This window comes from Dorea hominis, assembly GCF_014287705.1.
Classification (GTDB): Bacteria; Bacillota; Clostridia; order Lachnospirales; family Lachnospiraceae; genus Dorea_D; species Dorea_D hominis.
Window position 1 is genome coordinate 119,269 of record NZ_JACOOY010000006.1, and the last position, 26,423, is coordinate 145,691.

The 26,423-nt window shown below is 42.7% G+C and carries 22 protein-coding genes and 2 pseudogenes; 22 read left to right on the forward strand and 2 right to left on the reverse strand.

The genetic code is table 11. The annotated features are described in order from the left end of the window. The first annotated feature begins 28 nt into the window (after positions 1-28). The 17 genes from H8S07_RS06355 to H8S07_RS06435 all read left to right on the forward strand — a co-directional run bounded on the left by H8S07_RS06355 (position 29) and on the right by H8S07_RS06435 (position 18,350). Positions 29-1,015 carry a diaminopimelate dehydrogenase gene (locus tag H8S07_RS06355; protein WP_118288296.1) on the forward strand — a complete coding sequence of 329 codons (987 nt, stop codon included), beginning with the start codon at positions 29-31 and terminating at the stop codon, positions 1,013-1,015. 4 nt (positions 1,016-1,019) lie between these two features. Then, the gene (locus H8S07_RS06360) at positions 1,020-1,787 is read left to right on the forward strand and encodes a TatD family hydrolase (protein ID WP_186855717.1); all 768 of its coding nucleotides are present in this window, start codon (positions 1,020-1,022) and stop codon (positions 1,785-1,787) included. Between the two features lie 379 nt (positions 1,788-2,166). Beyond that, a complete protein-coding gene (gene rsmA, locus H8S07_RS06365) occupies positions 2,167-3,054 on the forward strand; it encodes a 16S rRNA (adenine(1518)-N(6)/adenine(1519)-N(6))-dimethyltransferase RsmA (RefSeq protein ID WP_021860593.1) in 888 nt (295 codons plus the stop codon). A gap of 179 nt (positions 3,055-3,233) precedes the next feature. Continuing rightward, entirely contained in the window at positions 3,234-4,604 is a 1,371-nt protein-coding gene (locus H8S07_RS06370; protein WP_021860594.1) for a citrate/2-methylcitrate synthase, read from the forward strand. 20 nt (positions 4,605-4,624) lie between these two features. Then, positions 4,625-5,554 carry an alpha/beta fold hydrolase gene (locus tag H8S07_RS06375; protein WP_186855689.1) on the forward strand — a complete coding sequence of 310 codons (930 nt, stop codon included), beginning with the start codon at positions 4,625-4,627 and terminating at the stop codon, positions 5,552-5,554. 142 nt (positions 5,555-5,696) lie between these two features. Further along, positions 5,697-6,539: an aminotransferase class IV gene (locus H8S07_RS06380; protein ID WP_021860596.1), complete on the forward strand. Its 843-nt coding sequence runs from the start codon at positions 5,697-5,699 to the stop codon at positions 6,537-6,539. A gap of 16 nt (positions 6,540-6,555) precedes the next feature. Continuing rightward, positions 6,556-7,296: a 5-oxoprolinase subunit PxpB gene (pxpB, locus tag H8S07_RS06385; RefSeq protein WP_118660901.1), complete on the forward strand. Its 741-nt coding sequence runs from the start codon at positions 6,556-6,558 to the stop codon at positions 7,294-7,296. Next, positions 7,287-8,201 carry a 5-oxoprolinase subunit C family protein gene (locus tag H8S07_RS06390; RefSeq protein ID WP_186855690.1) on the forward strand — a complete coding sequence of 305 codons (915 nt, stop codon included), beginning with the start codon at positions 7,287-7,289 and terminating at the stop codon, positions 8,199-8,201. Before pxpB ends, H8S07_RS06390 begins: the two co-directional genes overlap by 10 nt. Before the next feature lie 2 nt (positions 8,202-8,203). Next, the gene (locus tag H8S07_RS06395) at positions 8,204-9,001 is read left to right on the forward strand and encodes a putative hydro-lyase (protein ID WP_186855691.1); all 798 of its coding nucleotides are present in this window, start codon (positions 8,204-8,206) and stop codon (positions 8,999-9,001) included. A 142-nt stretch (positions 9,002-9,143) separates the two neighbouring features. Beyond that, positions 9,144-9,917, forward strand: coding sequence for a LamB/YcsF family protein (locus tag H8S07_RS06400; protein ID WP_186855692.1), 774 nt, complete (start codon positions 9,144-9,146; stop codon positions 9,915-9,917). 42 nt (positions 9,918-9,959) lie between these two features. Then, positions 9,960-10,841, forward strand: a complete 882-nt coding sequence (locus H8S07_RS06405; protein WP_330598525.1) for a DUF4392 domain-containing protein — start codon at positions 9,960-9,962, stop codon at positions 10,839-10,841. A gap of 372 nt (positions 10,842-11,213) precedes the next feature. Continuing rightward, a complete protein-coding gene (locus H8S07_RS06410; protein ID WP_186855693.1) occupies positions 11,214-12,746 on the forward strand; it encodes a DUF1538 domain-containing protein in 1,533 nt (510 codons plus the stop codon). Positions 12,747-12,861: 115 nt separating this feature from the next. Next, positions 12,862-13,560 carry a P-II family nitrogen regulator gene (locus H8S07_RS06415; protein ID WP_021860609.1) on the forward strand — a complete coding sequence of 233 codons (699 nt, stop codon included), beginning with the start codon at positions 12,862-12,864 and terminating at the stop codon, positions 13,558-13,560. Between the two features lie 113 nt (positions 13,561-13,673). Further along, positions 13,674-14,444 (forward strand): ABC transporter ATP-binding protein, encoded by a 771-nt coding sequence (locus tag H8S07_RS06420; protein ID WP_186855694.1) that lies wholly within the window; start codon positions 13,674-13,676, stop codon positions 14,442-14,444. Beyond that, positions 14,434-16,527 carry an ABC transporter permease gene (locus tag H8S07_RS06425; RefSeq protein ID WP_186855695.1) on the forward strand — a complete coding sequence of 698 codons (2,094 nt, stop codon included), beginning with the start codon at positions 14,434-14,436 and terminating at the stop codon, positions 16,525-16,527. Before H8S07_RS06420 ends, H8S07_RS06425 begins: the two co-directional genes overlap by 11 nt. 16 nt (positions 16,528-16,543) lie before the next feature. Beyond that, positions 16,544-17,212, forward strand: a complete 669-nt coding sequence (locus H8S07_RS06430; protein ID WP_186855696.1) for a response regulator transcription factor — start codon at positions 16,544-16,546, stop codon at positions 17,210-17,212. A 67-nt stretch (positions 17,213-17,279) separates the two neighbouring features. Continuing rightward, on the forward strand, positions 17,280-18,350 hold the full coding sequence (locus tag H8S07_RS06435; protein WP_118288304.1) for a sensor histidine kinase: 1,071 nt from the start codon (positions 17,280-17,282) through the stop codon (positions 18,348-18,350). Here the strand turns inward: H8S07_RS06435 and H8S07_RS14915 are convergent. Then, positions 18,277-18,465: pseudogene (locus H8S07_RS14915) on the reverse strand (Lrp/AsnC ligand binding domain-containing protein); the annotation flags it as partial. The gene H8S07_RS06435 and the pseudogene H8S07_RS14915 overlap by 74 nt on opposite strands. On the opposite strand from H8S07_RS14915, the pseudogene H8S07_RS14920 reads away from it, so the two are divergent. Further along, positions 18,458-18,580, forward strand: a pseudogene (locus H8S07_RS14920) (lyase family protein); the annotation flags it as partial. The pseudogenes H8S07_RS14915 and H8S07_RS14920 overlap by 8 nt on opposite strands. 249 nt (positions 18,581-18,829) lie before the next feature. On the opposite strand, the gene H8S07_RS06445 reads toward H8S07_RS14920, so the two are convergent. Continuing rightward, positions 18,830-19,180 carry a sporulation initiation factor Spo0A C-terminal domain-containing protein gene (locus tag H8S07_RS06445; protein WP_118288306.1) on the reverse strand — a complete coding sequence of 117 codons (351 nt, stop codon included), beginning with the start codon at positions 19,178-19,180 and terminating at the stop codon, positions 18,830-18,832. Between the two features lie 241 nt (positions 19,181-19,421). Between H8S07_RS06445 and H8S07_RS06450 the strand changes: the two genes are divergently transcribed. The 4 genes from H8S07_RS06450 to H8S07_RS06465 are packed head-to-tail and all read left to right on the forward strand — an operon-like array spanning position 19,422 to position 26,358. Next, a complete protein-coding gene (locus tag H8S07_RS06450; RefSeq protein ID WP_118288307.1) occupies positions 19,422-20,126 on the forward strand; it encodes a response regulator transcription factor in 705 nt (234 codons plus the stop codon). 33 nt (positions 20,127-20,159) lie between these two features. Beyond that, positions 20,160-22,754, forward strand: a complete 2,595-nt coding sequence (locus H8S07_RS06455) for a sensor histidine kinase (RefSeq protein WP_186855698.1) — start codon at positions 20,160-20,162, stop codon at positions 22,752-22,754. A 23-nt stretch (positions 22,755-22,777) separates the two neighbouring features. Then, positions 22,778-23,935: a class I SAM-dependent methyltransferase gene (locus H8S07_RS06460; protein WP_118660931.1), complete on the forward strand. Its 1,158-nt coding sequence runs from the start codon at positions 22,778-22,780 to the stop codon at positions 23,933-23,935. Then, positions 23,932-26,358, forward strand: a complete 2,427-nt coding sequence (locus H8S07_RS06465) for a cysteine peptidase family C39 domain-containing protein (RefSeq protein ID WP_186855699.1) — start codon at positions 23,932-23,934, stop codon at positions 26,356-26,358. Before H8S07_RS06460 ends, H8S07_RS06465 begins: the two co-directional genes overlap by 4 nt. The last annotated feature ends 65 nt before the right edge of the window (positions 26,359-26,423 follow it).

The window sequence follows — 26,423 nt, forward strand, 5'->3', positions numbered from 1 at the left end:
AATAAAATGTGGAAAAGGAGACAGAATTGTGGAAAAAATTAGAATTGGTATTGTAGGATATGGAAATATTGGACGTGGTGTAGAACAGGCAATCGCGCGTAACGATGATATGGAACTGAAGGCTGTATTCACAAGAAGAGATCCGAAGACAGTTTCTATTAAAACAGAAGGCGCAGAAGTAAAACATTTTGATGATATGGTATCTATGAAAGAAGATATCGATGTTATGGTTCTGTGTGGTGGTTCTGCAACAGATCTGCCGGTTATGGGACCGGAAGTTGCTAAGAACTTCTGTACTATTGACAGTTTTGACACACACGCAAAGATTCCGGAGTATTTTGCAAATGTGGATGCTGCAGCAAAAGCAGGAAACAATGTAAGTATTATTTCTGTTGGCTGGGATCCGGGAATGTTCTCACTGAACCGTCTGTATGCAGAATCCATTCTGGTACAGGGAAGCACTTATACTTTCTGGGGAAAAGGTGTCAGCCAGGGACACTCTGATGCAATCCGCCGTATCGAAGGTGTAAAAAATGGTATCCAGTATACTGTACCGATCGAGGCTGCAGTAGAGAAAGTAAGAACCGGAAGTGAGCCGGAGCTGACAACAAGAGACAAACATCTTCGTGAGTGTTATGTTGTTCCGGAAGAGGGAGCTGACTTAAAAGCAATCGAAGAGGCAATCAAGACAATGCCAAACTACTTCGATGAGTATGATACAACTGTAACATTTATCACAGAAGAAGAGTTAAAGAAAAATCACAGCAAGATGCCACACGGTGGTTTTGTTATCCGCAGCGGAGAGACAGGAACAGAAGGAAATAAACACGTGATAGAATATTCTCTGAAATTGGATTCCAACCCGGAATTTACAGCAAGCGTTCTGATCTGTTATGCAAGAGCAGCTTATAGACTTTCCAAAGCCGGAGAGAGCGGAGCAAAATCTGTATTTGACATCGCACCGGCAATGCTGTCACAGAAGACACCGGAAGAACTCAGAAAAGAGTTACTGTAAGATGATGATTTTTGATACGCATGCGCACTATGATGATGAGCAGTTTGGCGTAGACAGAGAAGAATTGCTGATGTCCATGGAAGAAAATGGTGTCGGCACGATCGTCAATGTGTCGGCAACTTATGAGTCCTGTGCACGTGTGACAGAAATGGTGAAAAAATATCCGTTTATGTATGCCGCAGTCGGCGTACATCCGGATGAAGTCGGTGCGTTGGACGAAGAGAAACTTGTACGGATGGAAGCGCTTTTGGATCAGAAAAAGGTTGTTGCCGTCGGCGAGATTGGACTGGATTATTACTGGGATCATGAATCTCATGATCTGCAGAAAGAATGGTTTATCCGTCAGCTTGAACTTGCACGTAAGCATAATCTTCCGGTGTTGATCCACAGCCGGGAAGCTGCGGCAGATACGATGGAGATCATGAAGGGGCATGCACAGGGGTTAAATGGTGTGATCCACTGCTACTCCTATTCCAAAGAGATGGCAAAAGAGTATGTGAAAATGGGCTTTTACATCGGCATCGGCGGTGTCGTTACTTTTAAAAATGCGAAAAAAGTAAAAGAGACAGTCGCAGAGATTCCGCTTACTTCAATCGTGCTGGAAACAGATTGCCCGTATCTTGCACCGGAGCCTTTCCGCGGCAAGAGAAACCAGTCTGCATATATCCAATATGTAGCGGAAAAGATCGCAGAGATCAAAGAGATCTCATATGAAGAAGTTGTTGCACAGACAGAGAAAAATGCACGTGCCATGTATGGTCTGGATGCATAAAGCATATGCACGCATCAGGTATGGTCTGGATGCATAAAGCATATGCACACATCATGTATGGTCTGGATGCATAAAGCATATGCACGCATCAGGTATGGTCTGGACGTGTAAGACATTATTCGCAATGAATCAGCGATAGTGAACTTTATTAAGTACAAATAAATTAATTTTATGAAATCCAACCAGGAAATTCCCGGTTGGATTTTTGCTACCTGTTTTTCTGCATTTCTATATGTATTTCGCTATATTTTAATTTTTCCATATATTTTCGGAGTTTTCTTTATATTTTCTTAAGACTATTTTCGATTTTGGGTATATCATTAAGACAAAACTTATTGTATAATTAGAAAATACCTAAAATTCAGGGAGAAGTGAGAAAATGGCAAAACCAGATCTGGGAAATCCGCAAAATACAATTGAAGTATTACAGAAATATAAATTTAATTTTCAGAAGAAGTTCGGACAGAATTTTCTGATCGATACACATGTGCTGGATAAGATTATTTATTCCGCAGAGATTACAAAAGAAGACATGGTGCTGGAGATCGGACCGGGGATTGGAACGATGACACAATATCTGGCAGAGGCAGCCGGCAAGGTCATTGCGGTTGAGATCGATAAAAATCTGATTCCGATTCTTGCGGATACACTGCATGAATATGAAAATGTTCAGATTATCAACGAGGATGTTCTGAAGCTTGATATTGCGAAGATCGTAGAGGAGCAGAACGGAGGAAAACCGATTAAAGTGGTTGCGAATCTGCCATATTATATTACGACACCGATCATTATGGGACTTTTTGAAAATCATGTTCCGCTTCAGAGCATTACGGTCATGGTACAGAAGGAAGTGGCAGACCGTATGCAGACCGGACCGGGTAACAAGGATTACGGTGCTCTGTCACTGGCGGTGCAATATTATGCAGACCCGTACATTGTTGCAAATGTCCCACCGAACTGCTTCATGCCAAGACCGAAGGTAGGCTCAGCAGTCATCCGTCTGACAAGACATGCTGAACCTCCGGTGGAAGTAGAAGATGAGAAGCTGATGTTTGATATTATCAGAGCGTCTTTCAACCAGCGTCGGAAGACACTTGCCAATGGTTTGAAAAATGCAGGCAAATGGGATCTCCCGAAAGAAGTGATCGCAGAAGCAATCGAGACGTTAGGCAAAGGCGCAAGCGTCAGAGGAGAGGCATTATCACTGGAGGAATTTGCAAGACTGAGCAATGAAATTTATAATTATCTGCATAATCGTATATCGTGAAGCTTATGCTTCCTGTTTATGCTCATATCGGGGCGGGCCATTAAGTCATAAAATCACTCTGGTGTAATTGCATTGTGGTTTCTGACATCATATAAATGGTAAAAAACAATAAATTTGTTGCAGAAAAAAACAATTGTGGATTGAAAAACAAAGATATTAACAAAGAAAGGATGATGCGCATGGAGAAAAAAAACAAATATGCACTGTTCGAGATCACACCGGAGATTGAGCATTTCGCAGAACTGTGTGAGAAGAATACGACAATAGAAAAAGACCTGTACAGCAAATACGAAGTAAAACGCGGACTCCGTGATGTGAATGGAAAAGGAGTACTTGCCGGCCTTACTAATATTTCCGATGTCTGTGCGACTAAGATCGTGGACGGCAAAGAAGTTCCGTGTGCAGGTAATCTGTATTACCGTGGATATAACATCAAAGACTTGGTGCGTGGATTTTTAGAGGACGGACATTTTGGATTTGAAGAGATCGCATATCTGTTGTTGTTTGGCGAGCTTCCGAATATAAAAGAGTCGGAGATGTTCCATGAGACACTCGTAGAGCGCCGGACATTGCCGCCGACATTTGTGCGTGATGTCATTATGAAAGCGCCGAGCCAGGACATGATGAATACGCTGGCGAAATGTATTTTGAATCTGTATACTTACGACCGCAAAGCGGATGATACAAGTATCCCGAATGTATTAAGACAGTGTCTGAACCTGATCAGCCAGTTCCCGATGATGATGGTGTACGGCTATCATGCATATAATTACCGTATGGGCGATGACCTGTTTATTTACGCGCCATCACCGGATCTGTCTACTTCTGAAAATATTCTGATGATGCTCCGTGAGGATCGTAAATACACAGAACTGGAAGCGAAGCTCCTTGATATGGCTCTGGTTCTGCATATGGATCACGGCGGTGGTAATAACTCAACATTTACGACACACGTTGTAACTTCTTCCGGAACGGACACTTATTCAACGATGGCAGCAGCGATGGCTTCGTTAAAAGGACCAAAACACGGTGGTGCGAATATCAAAGTAACGAAGATGTTTGAAGACATGAAAGCGCATGTATCAGACTGGGAAGATGAAGATGAAGTACGTCAGTATTTAAATGATCTGCTGGAGAAGAAAGCATTTGACCAGAAAGGTCTGATCTACGGAATGGGACATGCAATCTATTCTGTTTCAGATCCGCGTGCAGACATTTTCAAAAAATTTGTAAAACAGCTTGCAGAGGAAAAAGGCTGTGAAAAAGAATACGGACTGTATGCGCTTGTAGAACGTCTGGCTCCGGAAGTGATCGCACAGAAGCGTAAGATTTACAAAGGTGTCAATGCCAATGTAGATTTTTACAGCGGACTGGTTTACAGTATGCTGGATCTTCCTCCGGCACTTTACACACCGATTTTTGCGGCGGCACGTATTGTCGGCTGGAGTGCACACCGTCTGGAAGAGTTAAAGAATGCGGATAAGATTATCCGTCCGGCGTATAAGCCACTGGCTTCCTACAAAGAATATGTAAAAATGGAAGATCGTTAGGAGAAGGAAGTTGATATAAAATGAAGAAAGATTTCAACTTTTTAAGTGCAGATGGGAGGACGCGCTCACATGGAATCATCTGGATCCCGGAAGGTGAAGTGCGTGCGATCCTCCAGATCTGTCACGGAATGGTAGAATATATAGACCGCTACGATGAATTTGCCAGATACTTAAACGGACATGGTTATCTTGTGATCGGGCACGACCATCTGGGACATGGAAAGACTGCAGCAAAGCCGGAAGAATACGGACATTTCCCGGAAGAATACGGTAACGATTATGTAATCGGAGATATCCACAGAGTCCGCAGAGTCGGTGAGAAGAATTATCCGGATCTACCATATTTTATGCTGGGACACAGTATGGGTTCATTTCTGCTTCGTCAGTATCTGACGATGTATGCTGATGGACTTGCCGGTGCGATCATCATGGGAACCGGTGAACACAGCATGGCGGAATTGAACATGGGGCAGAAGCTCTGTAAAGGGCTTGCGGCAGTAAGAGGCTGGCATTATCACAGCCCGCTTGTGCATAAGATGAGTGTTGGTAATTATAATAGGAAATTTCATCCGGCAGTAACAGCAACAGACTGGATCAGTTCAGATCTGGATGTGCGCAGAAAATACGAGAAAGATCCACTTTGCTCTTTCCAGTTTACGGTTGGCGGTTATTATCAGATGTTTGAAGGAATGAAAGTGCTTGCCCGCAAAGAGAGCATAGAGAAGATTTCGAAGGATTTGCCGATATTCTTTGTATCCGGTGCAGACGATCCGGTTGGAGATTTTGGAAAAGCAGTACAGAAAGTATATGACAAGTACAAGAATGCCGGATTTGAAAAAGTAGAGATGAAGCTGTATCAGGATGACAGGCATGAGATCCTGAATGAAACAGACCGCAGTCAGGTATTCGAAGATCTGTATTTATGGATGGAAGAAAATTTATCACTTTAATTAAGTAAAACCCATTGACAAAACTAATGGGTGAGCATAAAATGTAGGTGAAATTAATAGAGCGTACAGGACGAAGGCGTCACAAACATGAGTTTGTGCGCCTTTTTTAGTGTAAAAAGGTCAGGAGAAGGAGGAATTTACAATGAAAACTTTAGGTTATTACAATGGCAAATACGGTGAACTGGATGAGATGACAATCCCGATGAACGACCGTGTCAGCTGGTTTGGAGATGGTGTATACGATGCAGGGCCGTCCAGAAATTATGAGATTTTCGCAATTGATGAACATATCGACAGATTCTTTAACAGTGCGGGACTTCTGGACATTAAAATGCCGGTAACAAAGCCAGAGTTGAAAGAACTCCTTCAGGAAATGGTAAATAAAATGGATACAGGTAATTTATTTGTTTACTATCAGGTCACAAGAGGAACCGGTATCCGTGATCATGCATATACAGAGGGTCCTGGAAACTTATGGATTATGCTGAAACCGGCAGAAATTTCCGATGGAACGAAGCCAATCAAGCTGATCACAAGAGAAGATACACGTTTCTTCCATTGTAATATCAAAACATTGAACTTAATTCCTTCTGTAGTTGCGACACAGAAAGCAAAAGAAGCCGGATGTCAGGAATGTGTATTCTACAGACCGGGTGGACGTGTAACAGAATGTGCACATAGTAATGTCCATATTATTAAAGATGGCAAACTGATAACAGCACCGACTGACAACCTGATTCTTCCAGGTATTGCAAGAGCACATATTATCAAAGCCTGCAAGAAATTGGAGATTCCGGTAAGCGAGACACCGTACACACTGGATGATCTGTTCAACGCAGATGAAGTTATCGTATCCAGCTCCAGCAACTTATGTCTGCATGCAAATGAGATCGATGGCAAGCCGGTTGGCGGAAAAGCACCGGAACTTCTGGAGAAGATCCGTGTAGCAGTTCTGGATGAATTTTACAAAGCAACAGATAAATAAATGAGAAGGTGAAGTCATGGGAGAAATAAAATATATGCCGGCAGGGGACCGGGCGCTGGTTGTGGAATTTGGCAATCAGATCGATCCTGCGATCAATGACAAAGTACATGCGCTGGCAGCGAAAATTGCAGAAACTCGGATTCCGGGTGTACAGGAAATGGTACCAACGTTTCGTTCTCTGATGATTTACTATGATCCGGCAATTACCTCTTTTGAAAATGTAAGGAAGCAGACAGCAGAGCTGACCGGACAATTGATTGGGAAGACAACAGAGAAGAAACGGATTTTAAAAATTCCGTGTTGTTATGGCGCAAGATTCGGACTGGATCTGGCAGATATGGAAAAACATACCGGACTGGATCGTGACGAGATCATAAAGATCCATAGTTCCGTTGATTATAAAATTTATATGATGGGATTCCTGCCGGGATTTGTTTATCTTGGTGGTCTGGATAAACGAATTGAAATGCCAAGACTGAAAAGCCCGCGCGTAAGAATTCTTCCGGGGGCTGTTGGCATCGGTGGCAATCAGACAGGAGTCTATCCGCTGGCTTCACCGGGAGGATGGAGACTGATGGGTGGTACACCGGTTGATTTCTATGATCCGTACAGAGAAGATCCGATCCTCTGTAAAGCAGGAGAATATATCCGTTTTATACCAATCACGATTGGCGATTACTACGATATCCGCCACATGATCGTAAAAGGAGAGTATCAGGTAGAGGTTGTGGAAGAAGGTGATGAAGGATGTCAGTAAAAGTTGTTATTCCGGGACCGCTTACAACAGTACAGGATGCGGGCAGATACGGATATATGAATTCCGGTATCGGGACATCCGGAGTCATGGACGAAGTTTCTTATAAGAAGGCCAATTATCTTGTGGGAAATGAAAACGGAGAAGCCGTACTGGAAGTAACTTTGTTCGGCGGAACGATGGAATTTACGGAAGATGCAGTCATTGCTGTTACAGGAGCAACAATGGACGTAAAGATAAATGAGGAACCGACAGAAATGTACCGTGCATACCAGGTGAAGGCTGGAGATGTCTTATCCCTTGGGATGGTAACTGCAGGCTGCAGAACTTATGTAGCTTTCGCCGGTGGCATTGATGTTCCGGTTGTGCTTGGAAGCCGTTCAACAAATCTTAAATGTAAGATGGGCGGTTACGAAGGAAGGGCGCTGGCAGCCGGAGATATTTTTGAAATTGGCAAAAATGGCAGAAGTTATGAAGCACTGAAAGACCGGATGGCAAAGCCGGATGTATATACATCACCAATCACTGTCCGTGTAATCGAAGGACCGCAGGAAGAGTATTTTACCGAGGCGGGAAAGAAAACATTTTACAATGAAACGTATACGATATCTGATCAGAGTGACCGGATGGGCTACCGGATGGAAGGTGCACCGATTGAAAGTGTAAACGGAACGGATATTATTTCCGATGGAATTGCACTTGGTTCCATTCAGGTTCCGACAAATGGAAAACCAATCATTCTACTTGCAGACCGGCAGACAACCGGAGGATATGCAAAGATTGCTACAGTGTGTTCTTTTGATATCCCGAAACTGGTACAGGGCAAGCCGGGGGATCAGGTGAGATTTCAGAAAATTTCGTTAGATGAAGCAGCAAAGATATGGAAAACAGAAAGCGGGGAAAGGTAAAGATGAGTGAAGCAGTAAATTACAGTGATTTGAAACCGGCAGAGGTCAGAAAATTGATCCGAGAAGGAAAAATAACATGTCCGACATCGGGCATGTGTGCGGGATACGCACAGGCAAATCTGGTTATCCTGCCAAAGGATCTGGCTTATGATTTTCTCTTATTTACCCAGAGAAACCCGAAACCGTGTCCGATCCTTGAAGTCAGCGACGTAGGAAGCAGAGATCTTCACTATATCGCAGATGATGTGGATCTGGCAAAGGATTTTCCAAAATACCGCATTTACAAAAAAGGTGAACTTGTCGGAGAGTATACCGACATTGAAGAGTTCTGGCAGGATGATTTTGTGAGCTTTCTGATCGGATGCAGCTTCTCTTTTGAATCTGCACTTCTGGAAGCAGGAATTCCGGTCAGACATATCGAGGAAAACTGTAATGTGCCGATGTTCAAGACAAATATCGCTTGCACACCGGCAGGTATTTTCAAAGGAAATATGGTAGTCAGCATGCGTCCGATCCCGAATGACCAGGTTGTGAAATCCGCACTGATCACGGGTGAGATGCCAAGAGTACACGGTGCACCGATACAGATTGGCAATCCGGAAGCAATTGGTATTTCTGATGTAATGAAACCGGATTTCGGCGATAGTGTAACGATCAATGAAGGAGAAGTTCCGGTATTCTGGCCATGTGGCGTAACACCGCAGAATGTTGTTATGAATGTGAAACCGGATATTGTGATCACACACGCACCGGGACATATGCTGATTACGGATGTAAAGAATGTAGAATTGAAGTACTAAAGTGGTTCTAATAGAGCCACCCACCATGATATGAGTAAAAGCGTAGCAGTGCAGTGATGGGAGAACACGAGTATTGTGCGGTTTTGAAAATAGATGGAAGTAGTCTGAAAAAAGATTTGAAACATAGAAAGAAGGAAGAAAAATGTTTGCAGTAGATTTAAACTGTGATCTTGGAGAAAGTTTTGGAAATTATAAATGCGGACTGGATGAGGAAGTCATTCCCTTTATTTCTTCCGCAAATGTAGCATGTGGATTTCATGCATCCGATCCGGTGGTAATGGCAAAGACCGTAGCACTTGCGAAAGAGCAGGGCGTCCGTGTTGGCGCACATCCGGGATATCCGGATCTGGTCGGATTCGGCAGAAGAAATCTGGCAGCATCGCCGGCAGAAGTAAAAGCAATGGTGCAGTATCAAATCGGGGCATTGAAAGCATTCTGCACAGCACAGGGAATTAAACTGCAGCATGTAAAACCGCACGGTGCAATGTATAACATGGCAGGAAAAGATGAAAAACTGGCAACAGCAATCGCAGAAGCAATCAAAGAAGTCGATCCTGAGCTTATCCTTCTTGCACCGAGTAGCAGCAAAATGATGGGAGCCGCAAAGGCAGTAGGACTTCGCGTGGCAAAAGAAGTATTTGCGGACAGAGCATATGAAGAAGACGGCTCGCTGGTAGCAAGAAGCAAACCGGGCGCAATGATCACCGATGAAGAAGAAGCTGTGGCACGTGTCATCAAGATGATAAAGGAAGGAACCGTAACAGCGATTACCGGAAAAGAGATTCCGGTTGAAGCAAATTCTGTATGCGTGCATGGAGACGGACCGAAAGCACTGGCATTTGTTCAGAAGATCCGTAAAGCGCTGGAAGCAGAAAACATCAGGATTGCATCAATCGAAGAAGTAATTGGGAAATAAAACAGGCAGAAGACGACAGCAAAAATAAAGGAGAGATTAGAAGTGGGAGCACAGGCACAGGCGGCACAGACAAAAGTAAATATAAAAAAAGAAACCGTTGAAGATATTGTACTGCGTCATTCCAAGCGCGGTATGACTATCTTGCGCAAATATATGGGCGATTTCTACTGCAAGAGGGCGGCTGAGAAGATTCTGGAGCTTCCGAAAGGAAATATATTTCTGACAACCGGATTTTATGTAGCGGGACATGCAGAGACGGACGGTCCTCTCGGAACGATGACACTCGCAAAAGCACTGCGGGCTGTCGGATACCGACCGATCATCGTAACAGATAAATATTGTCGTGGATTTTTTGAACTTGAGGATCTGGACGTAGAATATGCACATATCTGCGATGGCGTGGAACAGTATACAGAAGTTCTGGAAGATTACGATCCGGTTGCACTGATTTCCATTGAACGCTGTGGCAAAAATATTGAAGATGATTATGCAAATATGCGCGGTATAAGCATTAAGAAAAATACAGCAAAAGCCGATATCCTTTTTGATCTTGCCAAAAAGCGCGGAATCCCGACATTTGGTGTCGGAGATGGCGGAAATGAAATCGGTATGGGCAATCTGAAAGAAGTTATTGTAGATAAACTGGCGCTTGTACCATGCAAGGTAGAAGTTGACAATCTAATTATCGCAACCGTATCCAACTGGGGCGCATATGCATTAGCGGCATATATACAGAAGATAGAAAAGATACAGGTACTTCCTACATATAAAGAAATCAAATCCTATCTGCAGGCGATCGTAGATCTCGGCAGCATCGATGGCGTGACAAAAGAACAGGTACTGAGTGTGGATGGTTTTCCACTGACTGTGGAAAAAGAGATCCTTGATGAACTCCACCGCGCAGTGGGGACGGGGATTTTCTAGAAAGTGCCAGGTACAAATTGAAAAGGGGACAGGTCATTTCTAAAAAGGGGACGGGGCTTTTCTCAAAAAGCCCCGTCCCCTTTTTAACGCAGCGAAAACCCGCTAACCATACGGCTAACGGGTTTCGTTGTTTTTATCGTTATCTAAAGGAATGAGAGTAAAGTGCACACCGGCTTGACCGGTGCTACTTTATGAGGGGGTGATAGTTGATGTGTTCTTCAACTATCTGACTCTTAGTATACAGGGAAAATGTGTCTAAAGTATGTTCCTTTTCTTAAACAAAACGAAATTTTCTTAAGGAAAAATTAACCAGAGTATGTTACAATTAATCCACATGAAACGTAAAAAATAAAAGGAAAGGTATGGTATCGATTGAAGTTATATCAGTCAAAATTATTGGAAAAACTAAAAGAGTCATTGGAAGCTGTACTGCCGATCATAGGGATTGTTCTGTTGCTTAGTTTTACGATCGCTCCGATTCCGGCAGGAATTCTGATGGCTTTTTTAGTGGGCGCGATTCTTCTTGTTGTGGGAATGATGTTTTTTACATTGGGAGCTGAGATTGCGATGACGCCTATGGGAGAGAGAATTGGAACGAGAATTGCCGGTTCCAGGAGACTTCCATTTATTGTGTTATTGTGTTTTACGCTGGGATTTATTATTACGGTGTCGGAGCCGGATCTGCAAGTGCTTGCCGAACAAGTTCCGTCTATTCCGAACAATGTTCTGATCTTTGCAGTAGCGGCAGGCGTTGGAATATTTCTTGTGGTTGCGGTTCTTCGTATGTTATTTGGAATTGCGCTTTACAGATTATTGTTTTTGTTTTATCCGGTGATATTTATTCTTGCGTTTTTTGTGCCGGCAGATTCACTGGCGGTCGCATTTGACTCCGGCGGAGTCACGACAGGACCGATGACCGTTCCTTTCATTATGGCGCTTGGTGTCGGCTTCTCCGCAGTACGAAGTGATAAATATGCAGAAACGGATAGTTTCGGTCTGGTTGCACTTTGTTCAATCGGGCCGGTACTTGCCGTCCTGCTTCTAGGTATTCTTTACCGCCCGGAGAGTGGCGTTTATGCAGGCATCCATATTCCGGATGTGAAAGATTCGATAGAACTTGGAAGACTGTTCACAGCGGAACTTCCACTTTATATAAGAGAAATGCTATTATCACTGCTTCCGATTGTTGTATTTTTCCTTGTGTTCCAGGTACTGGCTTTGCATCTGATGAAACGGACACTGGTGAAAATTGCAATTGGAATCCTGTATACATACATTGGGCTTGTGCTGTTCCTGACAGGGGCAAATGTAGGATTTCTCCCAACCGGTAATTATCTGGGGCAGGTACTTGCAGGGTTACCGAATCCGTTTGTGCTTGTACCGATCGGTATGGTGATCGGCTATTTCATCGTAAAGGCGGAACCGGCAGTTTATGTGCTCATGGAGCAGGTAGAAGAGCTGACTTCGGGTGCGATACCTGGGAAGGCAATGGGACTGAGTTTGTCCTGTGGCGTTGCGGTCTCACTGGGCCTTGCAATGATCCGTGTACTGACCGGAATTTCTATTTTCTGGTTTCTCATACCGGGTTATGCAGTTTCTTTGCTTCTTGCGTTCCGGGTACCGAAAATCTTCACTGCGATAGCATTTGACTCCGGTGGTGTGGCCTCTGGCCCAATGACGGCAACTTTTCTGTTGCCTCTGGCACAGGGAGCATGCGAAGCGATTGGAGGAAATGTAGTTACGGATGCATTTGGTGTTGTGGCAATGGTTGCGATGACACCACTTATCACGATACAGATACTGGGTGCGGTTTACCAGCATCAGGAGAAGAAACGCCAGACCGAAGAGGCGGTTCCTGTACTGCCACTGGAAGCATACGGCGACATGGATATTATAGAGTTATGATGATACCAGAAGAGCTATATGTCAACGACACATGTTTAGTGCCGACCAGAGCGGAGTGTAGATGTGAGAACGTACAGTATGAAACGATTTATTGGAATTAGAAAGGCGGAAAAATATGAGCCGGTTATATATGATGGCTGCGATCACAAGCCGCAGCGCAAGAAAAAAGTTTCGTGAATTTTATAAGACACACGAACAGCAGGTATTTTTTGAAATACTGGGAAAAGGGACAGCGAACAGTGAGGTGCTGAATTATTTTGGATTAGAAGAAACAGAAAAGATTCTTTTTCTCTCCATCGTGACCGGAGATACATGGAAACGACTGAAACGCGGACTGATCATTGATATGAAAATTGATGTTCCGGGAACGGGGATTGCTTTTGCAGTGCCGCTTGCGAGCATAGGCGGCAAAAAGACACTGCAATATCTGATACAGGAACAGCCATTTGAAAAAGAGGAGGAAACAGCATTGAAGGAGACAGATTATGAACTGATGATTGCCATTGCCAATCAGGGATATATCGATACGGTTATGGAAGCCGCAAGAGAAGCAAATGCGGGAGGCGGTACAGTTGTCCATGCGAAAGGAACCGGAACAGAGCTCGCCAGAAAATATCTTGGTGTTTCCCTCGTGGAAGAGAAGGAAATGATCTTCATTGTTACTCGCTCCTCACAGAAAGCACAGATTATGAAAGCAATCATGGAGAAAACCGGATTGAAGAGTAAGGAGAAGGCAATCGTATTTTCACTGCCTGTTTCGAGTGTGGTCGGACTTCGCATGACAGAGGAAGATATTAAGGATGATCTGCTGTAAGGCATATTATTATCAAATACCAGAAACGAAAGCTTGCGAAACCTTTCATTCACTGTAAGTGTTATTTGGAAGCCACAGATGCTATGATTACATCAATGAAAGGAGAGCAGAGAATGAGTATTTTAAAAATTGAATCTTTATGTAAATATTATGGAAACAAGAAAAATGAGACAAAGGCACTGGATGGAATCAGCCTGGAAGTACAGACAGGGGAATTTTTAGGAATCATGGGAAGCAGCGGATCCGGAAAATCCACACTTCTTAACTGCGTGGCAAGTGTGATTCGTCCGACAGGAGGACAGATTCTTGTAAATGGAACCGATATCCGTTCGCTGAAAGGCGCAGAACTTTCCGATTACAGAGGACGCCAGATCGGTTACCTTTTCCAAAACTTTGAACTTTTAGAGAACCTTACCGGAAGAGAAAATATTCTTCTTCCGCTGGCTCTTCATAAATATGAAGAGAAAAAAGGGGAACAGAAGTTAAAAGAACTGGCAGAATATCTTGAGATACAGGATGTACTGGACAAATTTCCGACACAGATGTCCGGCGGGCAAAAACAGCGTATAGCAGCAGCCAGAGCATTGGTCATGGATCCACACCTGATTCTGGCAGATGAACCGACTGGGGCACTGGATTCGCGTAATGCAAAAGCATTGATGGAGAAACTCTTCGGTTTAAATCGCAACAAAAAAGCAACAATCATGATGGTGACACATGATGCAAATGCAGCAAGTTATTGCGGACGGATTTTATTTATCCAGGATGGAGTACTCTTCCATGAGCTGCGCAGAGATTTCGCAGAAGAATCCCAGCAGGAGTTTTACGAGCGCATTTTGAAAGTGTTGGCGCAGTTGGGAGGAGGCAGTGCAAATGTTCTTTAAACTTGTCTCCAGAAACAGTAAGAGAAGCCGCAGGGAAAATGGATTGTTTCATGCTTCACTTCTCGTTGTCGTAATTGCATTTTATGTGATTCTGGCACTGCCGAAGCAGGATGTGATCATTTTCCTGAAAGAGATGGAAAGTGATGCTATACAGAAAATCTTTCAAATGGTTCCGATACTGTTTGGCGCATCGTTATGCATTTTGTTCTTTCTCGTATATTTTGCAGGACGTTACCAGATGGAGCGGAGAAAACATGAATTTGGTGTGTACCGTATGATGGGCATGAGCCGGAGCCGGCTGTTTTTTATGTTGATGACAGAAGATATTAAGAGCAGTCTACTGATCCTTGTGGCAGGAATCCCGGTTGCAGTCTGCATTTCCGAGCTGGTCAGCCTGATCACAGCGAAGGTAGAGGGGCTTGGAATCCTCGGTCATCAGAGTACATTTTCATTCGCTGCAGTGATTGGAACCGCTGTCGGTTTCATACTGGTAAAATTATTTGCGTGCCTGTTCTTAAGCGGCGCGGTAGTTAAGGACGAGATCGGCAATCTTATGAATCCGCAGGCAAAAGAGCAGGGAAAAACAAGACCGAAGGTTCTGTATGTGCTTGCCTTTGCGACAGGATGCGTGTTATTGTTTGTGGCATTTTATGATGGAATCCGTGGACATATCTGGGATGACCTTCTTATTCTTGCACGGACAGTAGTCTTTGGAATTGCCGGAGTATTTCTTGTATTCTATGGTTTCCGGCTGATACTGGAACAACTGGGCAGATGGGGCAGCCGACACGAGAGACTTGGAATGTTTACATTCCGCCAGCTGGAAGAAATGTTTATCCGCAAGAGCAGCGTCCCGGCGGTGAGCTGTATTCTGATCCTCGCAGCACTCTGCCTGTTCGGTGCAGGAATCGGGATTGCCAGAAGTTATACGGTACAGAGCGAGCGTGTCGTAGATTATACATTTGACGATGACAATGAGGACGTCAGTACAACTATTGAAAAATTGCAGAAGTCCGGGCTTCGCTCAGATTTTGAAAAGCTGATCCAGATTAAAACCGGATATATAGAATCTTCGATCGAAAATCTGGATAAGGAAGGTAAACCATCGAAAAAGAAGAACCGGGTAGTTGGCTTTAACGCAGATGAACTCGTAGACAAGTTGAAAAAAGATGGAAAGACACCGAATGAAAATGTATTTGCAATGGAGATAGAACGGGAAGATACACCGCATATTATTGCATTATCCGGGTATAATGAGCTGTTAAAACAGGCAGGAGAAAAGCCTCTTGCATTGAAAGATCACCAGGCAGCAGTTTACCTTGGATCGGCACTTTATTCCGATGAGTTTAAAGAAATAATGAGTAAAGCCTTACAGGGAAATATACATGTTACAATGGACGGAAAGACATGGAGCCTTGGGGAAAAGGTTATGAATAAAGAAATCGTTGCCGACCGCGCGATTACACTTGGATTTGCGCTGATCGTACCGGACAAGGCTTATGAACAGATGACAGCCGGAAATGGCACCACATATCTGGATGGCGTGCTAAAACCATCAAAAACGGAGAAACAGGGACTGATCCGTGTATATCAGGAAATGAACCAGAAACTTGACAAAGTCGGAATTTCGTATGACTGTTTTCTGCAGAGCCTTGGACGACGTATGTTCTACGGTGTATGTGCAAGTTATATTACAATCTATCTGGCAGTGATTTTCCTGATTATTGGAAATACGGTAATCAGTGTACAGTTCCTGACAAATCAGCAGAAAATTGGCAGACGGTATCAGACTCTGATACGGCTCGGAGCAACCCCCAATGCGCTCTGCCGTTCCGCAAAAAAGCAGATTAACTGGTATTTTGGCATTCCGGTATTCTTAGGAGCAGCCGGAAGTATTCCGGCGATGGCAAGCTTATTTTCCCTGTTTGTGGAAACAGGAGAAGGTACACAGAAAGTACTGCTCTTAAGTGCAAGCGGGATGATCTTGTTGCTTCTGATCGTAGAATTGATCTATATTCTGGAAGTCAAGAAACTCAGCGACCGATATCTGTTGTATCTGATGGTGCCGGAAAGAGAAGAATAAAAGAAAGTATGATTTTATGAAACGAATAGGAATTGTGGAAGACGAAGTCTTCATACGTGAAGAATTAGGAGAAATACTGGAAAAGGCCGGATATGAAGTCGTGGCGGTAGAAGATTTTGAAAAGGTGGAAGAGGAGCTTTCTAAGGCTCCTCTTGATCTCGTTCTGCTTGACCTTAATCTGCCGGGGAAGAGCGGATTCCAGATCTGTCGGGAGTTGAAGCATAAAGGAACGACGCCGGTCTGTGTACTGACATCGAGAGACCAGATGGCAGATGAACTGCGTGCGCTGGAACTGGGTGCGGATGAATATCTGACAAAGCCATGCCGGAAAGAAAGACTTCTGGCGAGGGTGTCCAATGTGTTAAAAAGATATGAAGGCCGCAAGCATTTGCTGGAAGGGAAAAAATTTTTGCTGGATCAGCAGACATATACACTTTATATCCATGATGAATCGATTGTCCTGCCAAAGAATCAGGGAAAATTACTGGAAGTATTTCTTAAGAAGCGTGGGCAGATCGTGACAAAAGAAGAACTGTCGATTGCACTTTGGGATACAATAGATTTTATCGATGAAAATGCATTGCAGGTAAATCTGACGAGATTAAAGAAAACCATGCAGAAACTTCATATGGAAGAAGAGATTGAAACCATCCGGGGAACAGGCTATCGTTTGGAAATTCGGTGATAAAAGGCAGATGTCAGGCAACTCATTAAAAGAAAAGTAAAAAAATGATGTAAGGAGAACGTACAGGATGAAGAACTACGGAAAGAGAATAGCAGAATATATGCCCTGGCTTTTGTTGACAGGGTGTGTGGAAGGTATCTGTATTTTATTTCTTGCGCTTGCAGATGTCCAGGTGTTACAAGTGCTTGCAGGAGTTCTCACATTGATGACCGTATTAATGTATGCCGGGGTCTGCATTTATATCGTAAAGAAAGAACAGAAAAAAGAAGAGGCATTTGCTCTATTTTTAAAGGAACCAGAGGAAAAGACTGCAGAACAGTTATTGCTATACTGCGGGAAAGCAGAGAAAGAACGGATGCAGAATCTCCTCGACTATCTGCAAATACAACGAAAAGAAAAAGAAAATCTGTTGAAAAAGACAGAAGATTATGAAGAGTATATTGAAGGGTGGTCACATGAGGTAAAAACGCCGTTATCTTTGCTTGCATTTATACTGGGAAATCATAAAGAAGAATTTTCAGAGCCGGTCGGATATAAGCTGGAATATATTCAGACACGTATGCAGGAATCGATCGATCAGATGTTATTTTATGCAAGGTTAAAGGGTGGTCACAAAGATTATCTGTTTGAAATGCTGAATCTTAAAGAATCACTGGGGAAAGTCCTGGAAGATTACGGTCCGCTTCTGGAGGAGAAGAAATTTCACGTGGATATCCAGATGGAGCCGGAAGGGATTCAAATCTACAGTGACCGGAGAGGGCTTGAATTTATGCTGGGACAGTTTATCAGCAATGCGGTCAAATATTGTGATAAAGAGCCGGAAATCCGTATCCATGTGGAAAAAAGAGAAGAAAACAGGAAGAAAATGTGGATACTTTATATAGAAGATAACGGTTGTGGCGTAAAAGCCTGCGATCTCCCGTATATTTTTGATAAAGGCTTCACCGGCAGTGATATCAATGTCAACAAGAAACCAACCGGCATGGGGCTTTATCTTGCAAGAGAGATGGCGACAGATCTGGGATTGAAATTATATGCTGTATCGGAATATAGGGAAGGTTTGACTATGAAAGTTCAGATCCCAATTGTGGATCGTCCATGTGTTCCAGGTTCAGACTGCGGGGTTCTACCGGGGTAGAGAAAACAATCTGAGTTTGTGTTTTCCCAAACTTTTGCAGATGTCCAATGAATTGATCCAATTCAATTGTGCTTGGAAATGCAACTTTAATGAGCATGGAGTAGTTACCGGTAATATTTTATAATTTATTTGAATCTGTTGAGACACTTGGACAGGCAGCAGAAACGTTAGTAGATAATTGTATAGCAGGAATTACGGCAGATGAAGCAAGATGCCGCAAACTGGTAGAATTCAATAATAGCGAAAACCCGTTAGCATTGTGCTAACGGGTTTTCGTTGTTTTTATAGTTATCTAAAGGAATGAGAGTAAAGTGTGCATTGAACTTGTGTCAATGCTTAACTTTATGAGGGGGGAGATAGATAAGTGTTTCTCATCTATCTGTCTCTTATTATATTAGATAAATATGTCCAAAATATGTTAAAACTATAAAAGAAATCGAAAAAATCTTAAGACGACCTTAAGATGATGGGAAGAAAACCTAAAGACAGGCCTCTGTACGCAACTGATTGTTAAGGTAATTGGCTAGTATATCGAAAAATTCTCCCGCGGTTGGACGGGCATGCAGTGGATACATGGCAATTTCCTGAAGAAGGGGACGGTTCCCGCGTTCCCAGCAAATGCGGATCACTGTGCGTATGTCACGTTCTACGCTGCTTCCGGTTGTGAAGTAAGCTTCTGCAATACGGGTATATAATAATTTACCTACTGATAGCAGGTAATCTTCATTGTCCATGCAAAGGGATACGCCATAGACAAGATAATGATATCCACGGTAAGTGGCTCCAATGCCAAGTGAGCGGATAAGCTGTTCAATTTCGTGTTTTCTCATAAATTACCTCGCACTTCTTCCGAGATTAAAACCGCCTGCAAAAGTAAAAAAGTGATGACTATTATTCGACTATTATAATAGAAAATCGGTACTTTTCTTAATAATACTACAAAATAAGGAAAACTGCGACAGACATCGACACACATTTTTTGGCTCTTTTCATAATTTCTTAAGGAAATTCCTTATTTGTCCTTAAATTTTTTCTGTTATTCTTGTATAGTAAGAGATGAGGTGAAGAAAAATGGCGAAAATATTAGTATGTGATGATGATAAAGAAATCGTAGAAGCGATTGAGATCTATCTGAGTCAGGAAGGACATCAGATCCTGAGAGCATATGACGGTGAGGAAGCACTTAAGATTCTGGAGACAGAAAAAGATGTGGAACTTCTGATCATAGATGTCATGATGCCAAAGTTGGACGGAATCCGTGCAACACTGAAAGTTCGGGAAGCGAATAATATTCCGATTATTATACTGTCAGCAAAATCGGAAGATGCGGATAAGATCCTGGGACTGAATGTCGGCGCGGATGATTACGTGACAAAACCGTTTAATCCGCTGGAGCTGATTGCAAGAGTCAAATCCCAGCTTCGCAGATATACACAGCTTGGAAGTACATCCGGTAAGGAGCGGGAAGAAGTCTATACGACCGGTGGACTGGTGATCAACGATGATCTGAAAGAAGTAACAGTTGATGGGGAACAAGTAAGACTGACACCGATTGAATATAATATTTTACTGTTTCTTGTAAAGAATCAGGGAAAAGTATTTTCCATTGACCAGATTTATGAAAATATCTGGAATGAAGATGCAATCGGTGTAGATAATACAGTTGCGGTACATATCCGGCACATTCGTGAGAAGATAGAAATCAACCCGAAAGAACCAAGATATCTGAAGGTTGTATGGGGAGTCGGTTATAAGATTGAAAAGATTTGCCTATAAGTAGCAGGGTATAAAAGATATAGGAGACGATGTATGAAAAGTAAATGGTACCGGTCAAAAGGAATGAAATTCATCCTGATTATTCTGGCGCACATTTTTGTGATCACGGCGACGACAGGTGGACTCTGGGTAACCGCGTATCCGATTTTCCGACAGGAGATTTTTGAAGGAAAACCGGCAAAAAAATACGAGGATTCCAGGAATTTTAATACTCAGATGAAGGACTATACGGCACAGGTTGTGAACGGAATCAGTGCGCGAAAGTATTTTGAAACAGAAGGAAAATTTGATCCGAATAAAATCGTAGATATTGAAGCTTATGATCAGAAAAAAAAATATACGGGCAGGAATGAGAGCGGACTGGCGTATCGATTAAAGGATCTGCTGAAATGGAATGACACGATGAATTCCACAAAAGATACGAATGCGGAGAATCCGATTATTGTCTGCAGAAAGAAAGATGGTTCTTATCATTATTATCGCTATTCTAAATTTGCAGCGCTTGTTAATGCAAAGAAACTGAAATTTATTTTGAATGCAGGAAGCGAAACATCTACAGAAGAGATTCTTTCTTCTTTAAAGGCAGGAAATTATGATTATGACAGCGAGAATTATGTTGGGGGCAGTGAGATTCGAGGGATTCAGGGCAGCAATAATGAATTAAAGTATGTAGATTGTTGGAGCTATGATGGATATTCGATGGAAGAGCCGTATGCCCCGGTAGGAGCCGACAGCCTGATGAATCTTGCCAATAAAGATTCCAGATGGAATGGCAGACTGAATGATGCTTATAATCTTGTGACAAGTGTGGTAGACAGTCTGAGTGAGCGTTATTCAGAATATCAGAACACGAATGAAGATATTGAAGAAGGAGACTCGAACTTCTATTATATTTACGCAGATATGAAGGCGGGAACGATTTATACAAATCAGAAAAGACTTGAAAATTTTCAGGAACTGGACAACAATTTAAAGCTGCTCCGTAAAACCGGAAAATATGTAATTGTAAAATCCAAATTAAAGGATTTTAAGACGAATCTTCGAAGTGAGATTGCAGAAGCATGGCGTGATGAGATTAAAAATACAGGAATCCAAAAGAAGGATTTTGTCTTTGCAGCATGTGTAAATACAAACTATCCGATTGCAGATCATTTTTATTCAGAAAATCAGCTTTATGAAAAATACGGTTCAGCTATCCGTGGAATCTGTATGCTCTCAGTGATTGCATTTGCACTTTTTGTGATCTGTGTAATCTGGCTCACAGCGATTGCGGGACGCAGAGCAAAAGATGAAGAAATGCATCTGGCGGGATTTGACCGGTGGAAAACGGAGATTGCCGCAGTATTGATCATAGGTCTCTGGGTGACAGCAGCTGTAGTGGGTAATTTTGTTTGCTTTGATGATTATTTACAGAAAACAGAGGGGACTTTTTATAGTCAGGCAGATTATGTAAAAAATGCGATCCCTTATATTATTGTGGGAGGAATTTTCGGCTCATATACATGCAGTATGTTTCTGATCGGATTTTTAAGTTTCGTCCGCAGGATCAAAGCGCATATCGTCTGGAAAAACAGTCTTTCACGAATGTTCTGTCACCTGGTCAGGGATATTGCGCAGAATATGTCTTCGCTGTGGCGTAATATCATGCTTTTTGTACTTTTTGTTGTTTTGCACTGGATTGTCATGATTACAGATACTTATGGATTTCCGCTGTTCATGATGCTGTTGGCGGAGCTTGCAGTGTTTGTATATCTGGTCTATGATGGAATCGAAAGAGCGAAGATCAAAGACGGTGTAAAGAAGATTGCAGCAGGGGAACTGGACTATAAAGTGCCGACAGAAGGTATGTTTAGCAGTCAGAAGGAAGTGGCAGAAGGAATTAACTCTGTTGGTGCCGGTCTGGAAGTGGCTGTGGAAGCGAGCATTAAGAATGAACGTCTGAAAACGAATTTGATCACGAATGTTTCGCATGATATTAAGACGCCATTGACATCAATCATTAACTATGTGAATCTCCTGAAAAATGAGAATTTCGATGATCCGAGAATCCAGAGATATATCGAAGTGCTGGAACAGAAATCCATGCGTCTGAAAACATTGACAGAAGATGTTGTGGAAGCATCTAAGATTACTTCCGGTAATATTAAGCTGGAATGTATGAAACTGGATTTCACAGAGCTTGTATTGCAGACAAGTGCAGAGTATGAAGAGAAGTTTGAAGAAAGAAATTTGACGGAAATTCAGCATCTTCCAAAAGAGAAAGCACTCGTCTATATTGATGGAAGAAGAACATGGCGGATCCTTGCAAACTTATACAATAATGCCGCCAAGTATGCAATGACGGGCAGCAGGATCTATACAGATCTGAAAGTGACGGAAGGTGCGGTTATCTTCAGCATTAAAAATATTTCCGAACAGCCGTTAAATATCAATGCAGATCAGCTGACAGAGCGCTTTATCCGCGGAGATATTTCCAGAAGTACAGAGGGAAGCGGACTGGGACTTTCCATTGCCCAGACACTGACAGAGATGCAGAAAGGTAAGTTTGAACTGTATCTGGACGGTGATCTGTTTAAGGCAACCGTTACATTTCCGAAAGTACAGGAAGAACAAAGTACACAAATCTGATTTTTCTGTTATAATATATGATTATGGAAGAATTAAGAAAATTATTAAATGAACAATTAAATAAAGATTTCGGCTCCGCTGTATTAAGCGGAGCCCATGATAAGACGGGGGTGACGAAAGTGCGCGTCCGTCCACTTATAAAACGGGGAGAACTGCTCTTTCAGCTGGAGTCTTTCCGCAACAATCAGGCATTTCATGAGAACTTATCAGTAGAAGAGACCTGTGAGAAGATCCTTGCATATATGCAGTCAATGAAACAGATGCAGATGGAGACGCGAACTTACAATTATACGGTTCTTGTCAGTAAGAAAGGAAAAGTGACCATCAAAAGACGAATGCAGCAGGGAAACTGGAAACAGGTAGATCTTACGCACAACCGGAAGAAACACTATATTCTGGAAGAAGGAACCATGGTGCCTTTTTTGCGTGATCTGGGTGTTATGACTGCCGATGGGAAGATCGTGCATGCGAAGTTTGACAAGTTCCGGCAGATCAACCGTTTTCTTGAATTTGTAGAAGATGTGTTGCCGCAGTTTCCAAAAGACAGGGAAGTTACAATCCTTGATTTTGGATGTGGCAAGTCTTATCTGACATTTGCCATGTATTATTATTTGCATGAACTGAAGAAATACGATGTCTGCATGATCGGACTGGATCTGAAGACGGATGTAATCCGTCACTGCAATGAACTGAGTGAGAAATATGGCTATGAGAAACTGAAATTTCTGGAGGGAAATATTGCCGATTATACAGGGGCGAGTGAAGTAGATATGGTGGTTACACTGCATGCCTGCGATACGGCAACGGATTTCGCACTTGAGAAGGCGGTTGGATGGAATGCAAAAGTAATTTTGTCGGTTCCTTGCTGCCAGCATGAAGTGAACCGCCAGATTGCCAGTGATATATTAAAACCGGTATTAAAATACGGACTTTTAAAAGAACGTTTTGCGGCGATTGTGACAGACGGACTTCGTGCAGAATATCTGGAATCTGTCGGTTATGATGTACAGATACTGGAATTTATCGATATGGAACATACGCCGAAAAATCTGCTTATCCGTGCAATAAAGAATGACAAAAAAGAACAGAGCAGAGAGCAGAGTAAAGAAGAAATCCGTAAGTGCGAAGCATTCTTACATGTGAAACCGACACTGGGACAACTGTTGAAGGAGATGGAATGATTTTGAAAAAAAGAATAAGAGATGGAATTATCTTAGCCGGTGTATTTATCATGGCTGTTCTGGTATTCAGTTATCTGACAAATAAAGGGGATGACTCCATGACAGCAGATCTCGGATCAGCGACATTTCCACAGATTTCATTTGATTGTGACGGATTTGGTGTCAATGCCGTGCCGGGATACGCAAAACAGATGAATATTACAGAGGTCCGTGATACGATTACTCCTGTATTGAAAAATAAACTGGATATGGAGCTGATTCCATATGACAATAAGATCAGCAGTCTGGAATATAAGATTTATACACTGGATGGGACAGAATGTCTGCATGAAGATACGGTGAAGAATCCGGAAACAGATGTGAGTCTTCCGCTTGGCTCGGCAAGTGTACTCGGTGAAGAGCGTGTAATGGAAGTGATCCTTCATCTGGAGACGGGAAAAGATGTGTATTTTTATACAAGAGTTGCGCAGACGAATGAGACAAATATGAGTGCCTGCATGGATTATATCAAGGCATTCCATGAGGCAACGGTCGATAAGAATACGGATACGGATATCAGCACAGCACTGGAAGCGGATGAAGAGAGCAGCAATACATCCTATGGGCATGTAACGATTCATTCCAATTATTCACAGGTTACGTGGGGCGATTTAAAGCCCGAGATTGAGGGCGGTGAACGCTGGAGCGTAAAGGAGACGACTTCTACAGGAACGAGTGTCCAGCTTGAATATCGGGTGAAATGCAAAGGCGAAAAAAACAAACAGGATACGTATAATGTAAAAGAATTTTTCCGCGTGCGTTACGACAAGACTGCACGCAGAGTCTATCTGCTTGATTATGACCGGACTGTGGAACAGGTATTTGATCCTTCTTCCAAAGTGCTTTCAGCAAAAGGAATACTGCTTGGAATTACGGATGCAGACGTTCCGTATCTAATCAATAAAAAAGGTACGATCGTGTCATTTGTGCAGGCGGATGAACTGTGGAATTATAACAAGGACCGCGACGAGCTGTCACTTGTATTTAGCTTTGCAAGTACAGAGAACAATGATGCAAGAAACCTTACATCTGAACATGAGATCCGTCTGCTCACAGCAGATAAAGCGGGAAATATCACATTTGCCGTATGTGGTTATATGAACCGCGGCGAACATGAAGGCGAGGTCGGTATTGCCATTTACTACTATGATATAGAAAAAAATTCCGTAGAAGAGAAAGTGTTTGTGCAGACGGATCAGTCCTATGGAATTACTTCACAGAAACTCGGCAAATTAATTTACTACAGTGAAGATAATGGAGAGTTATATCTGTTAAATGATGGCGTTTTAAGAAAGACAGATGTAAATAAGAACCGGAGTGAAGAATTACAGACTGGTCTGACGGAAGGCAAATATGTTATTTCCGGAGACAGTCATCTGTTGGCATACTGTGCAGATGAGGACTTTTCCAGAATTACAATTCTGAACCTGCAGAATGGAAAAGAACGGACAATTTCTGCAAAGAATAAAGAAGGTGTTCGTCCGCTTGGATTTATCGGTGGTGATTTTGTGTACGGACGTTTCCACCTGTCAGACGTTGGAAAGACAGCGGCGGGAGAATCTACAGATCCGATGTATCAGGTAGAAATTCGGAGCAGTAAAGGGGAGGTTGTGAAGAAATACAGCCAGAAGAAGATCTATGTGCTGGATGCGAAAGTAGAAGATAACCGTATTATTCTGGAGCAGGCAAAGAAAAAGAACGGCACATACATTAAGACAACCGAAGAATATATTACAAATAATGAAGAAAAAGACGAAAGCAATATTATGCTGGAGACTTATAAGACTGATTTGAAAGGCGCGCAGATGCGTCTGACTTATGCAGACGGAGTTTCTGACAAAGAACCGAAGCTGTTAAGACCAAAACAGGTATTGTTTGAGAAACCGAAAGTTGTAAATGTACAGAAAGCAGAAAGTAAAGAAGAATACTATGTATTTGGATACGGAAAATTGCAGGAAATTTACAAACAGGCGGGCGATGCGATTCAATCAGCGGATAACTACGGAGGTGTAGTGGTTGATCAGAATCAGGAATATATCTGGCAGCGGGGCAACCGTGATCTGCAATATAAGATCAGCGCCACAAGTAAGCCGGTAGAAGGACTGCGTTCTGAATTGAATGGCGGCGCGACACCGATGGAAGCGATCAGCAAGACATTTGGCGAGGATGCGTTGGACTTGAGTGGCTGTAAAGCTGAACAGATCGCATATGTAATGAACCAGGGAAAACCTGTGATCGCAGTTACGGAAAATAAAAAATATGTGATTTTGATTGGTTATACGGAGACGGATGTGACATATGTTGAAGCGAAAAATGGCAAGAGCCATACGGTAAGTCTGGAGAAGATGGATAAAAAAGCCAATGGAAATTATATTGGGAGTTAACTAAGAAAGAGCTGTGACAGGGTGAAAAATTCACTCTGACGCAGCTCTTTGTTATGTAATAGAAA

What these genes read in the sequence shown, in the direction of transcription:
- H8S07_RS06360 (WP_186855717.1), top strand. Translation starts at nt 1,020, where the DNA reads ATGATTTTTGATACGCATGCGCACTATGATGATGAGCAGTTTGGCGTA.
- rsmA (WP_021860593.1), top strand. Translation starts at nt 2,167, where the DNA reads ATGGCAAAACCAGATCTGGGAAATCCGCAAAATACAATTGAAGTATTA.
- H8S07_RS06370 (WP_021860594.1), top strand. Translation starts at nt 3,234, where the DNA reads ATGGAGAAAAAAAACAAATATGCACTGTTCGAGATCACACCGGAGATT.
- H8S07_RS06375 (WP_186855689.1), top strand. Translation starts at nt 4,625, where the DNA reads ATGAAGAAAGATTTCAACTTTTTAAGTGCAGATGGGAGGACGCGCTCA.
- H8S07_RS06380 (WP_021860596.1), top strand. Translation starts at nt 5,697, where the DNA reads ATGAAAACTTTAGGTTATTACAATGGCAAATACGGTGAACTGGATGAG.
- pxpB (WP_118660901.1), top strand. Translation starts at nt 6,556, where the DNA reads ATGGGAGAAATAAAATATATGCCGGCAGGGGACCGGGCGCTGGTTGTG.
- H8S07_RS06390 (WP_186855690.1), top strand. Translation starts at nt 7,287, where the DNA reads ATGTCAGTAAAAGTTGTTATTCCGGGACCGCTTACAACAGTACAGGAT.
- H8S07_RS06395 (WP_186855691.1), top strand. Translation starts at nt 8,204, where the DNA reads ATGAGTGAAGCAGTAAATTACAGTGATTTGAAACCGGCAGAGGTCAGA.
- H8S07_RS06400 (WP_186855692.1), top strand. Translation starts at nt 9,144, where the DNA reads ATGTTTGCAGTAGATTTAAACTGTGATCTTGGAGAAAGTTTTGGAAAT.
- H8S07_RS06415 (WP_021860609.1), top strand. Translation starts at nt 12,862, where the DNA reads ATGAGCCGGTTATATATGATGGCTGCGATCACAAGCCGCAGCGCAAGA.
- H8S07_RS06420 (WP_186855694.1), top strand. Translation starts at nt 13,674, where the DNA reads ATGAGTATTTTAAAAATTGAATCTTTATGTAAATATTATGGAAACAAG.
- H8S07_RS06425 (WP_186855695.1), top strand. Translation starts at nt 14,434, where the DNA reads ATGTTCTTTAAACTTGTCTCCAGAAACAGTAAGAGAAGCCGCAGGGAA.
- H8S07_RS06430 (WP_186855696.1), top strand. Translation starts at nt 16,544, where the DNA reads ATGAAACGAATAGGAATTGTGGAAGACGAAGTCTTCATACGTGAAGAA.
- H8S07_RS06435 (WP_118288304.1), top strand. Translation starts at nt 17,280, where the DNA reads ATGAAGAACTACGGAAAGAGAATAGCAGAATATATGCCCTGGCTTTTG.
- H8S07_RS06445 (WP_118288306.1), bottom strand. Translation starts at nt 19,180, where the DNA reads ATGAGAAAACACGAAATTGAACAGCTTATCCGCTCACTTGGCATTGGA.
- H8S07_RS06450 (WP_118288307.1), top strand. Translation starts at nt 19,422, where the DNA reads ATGGCGAAAATATTAGTATGTGATGATGATAAAGAAATCGTAGAAGCG.
- H8S07_RS06455 (WP_186855698.1), top strand. Translation starts at nt 20,160, where the DNA reads ATGAAAAGTAAATGGTACCGGTCAAAAGGAATGAAATTCATCCTGATT.
- H8S07_RS06460 (WP_118660931.1), top strand. Translation starts at nt 22,778, where the DNA reads ATGGAAGAATTAAGAAAATTATTAAATGAACAATTAAATAAAGATTTC.
- H8S07_RS06465 (WP_186855699.1), top strand. Translation starts at nt 23,932, where the DNA reads ATGATTTTGAAAAAAAGAATAAGAGATGGAATTATCTTAGCCGGTGTA.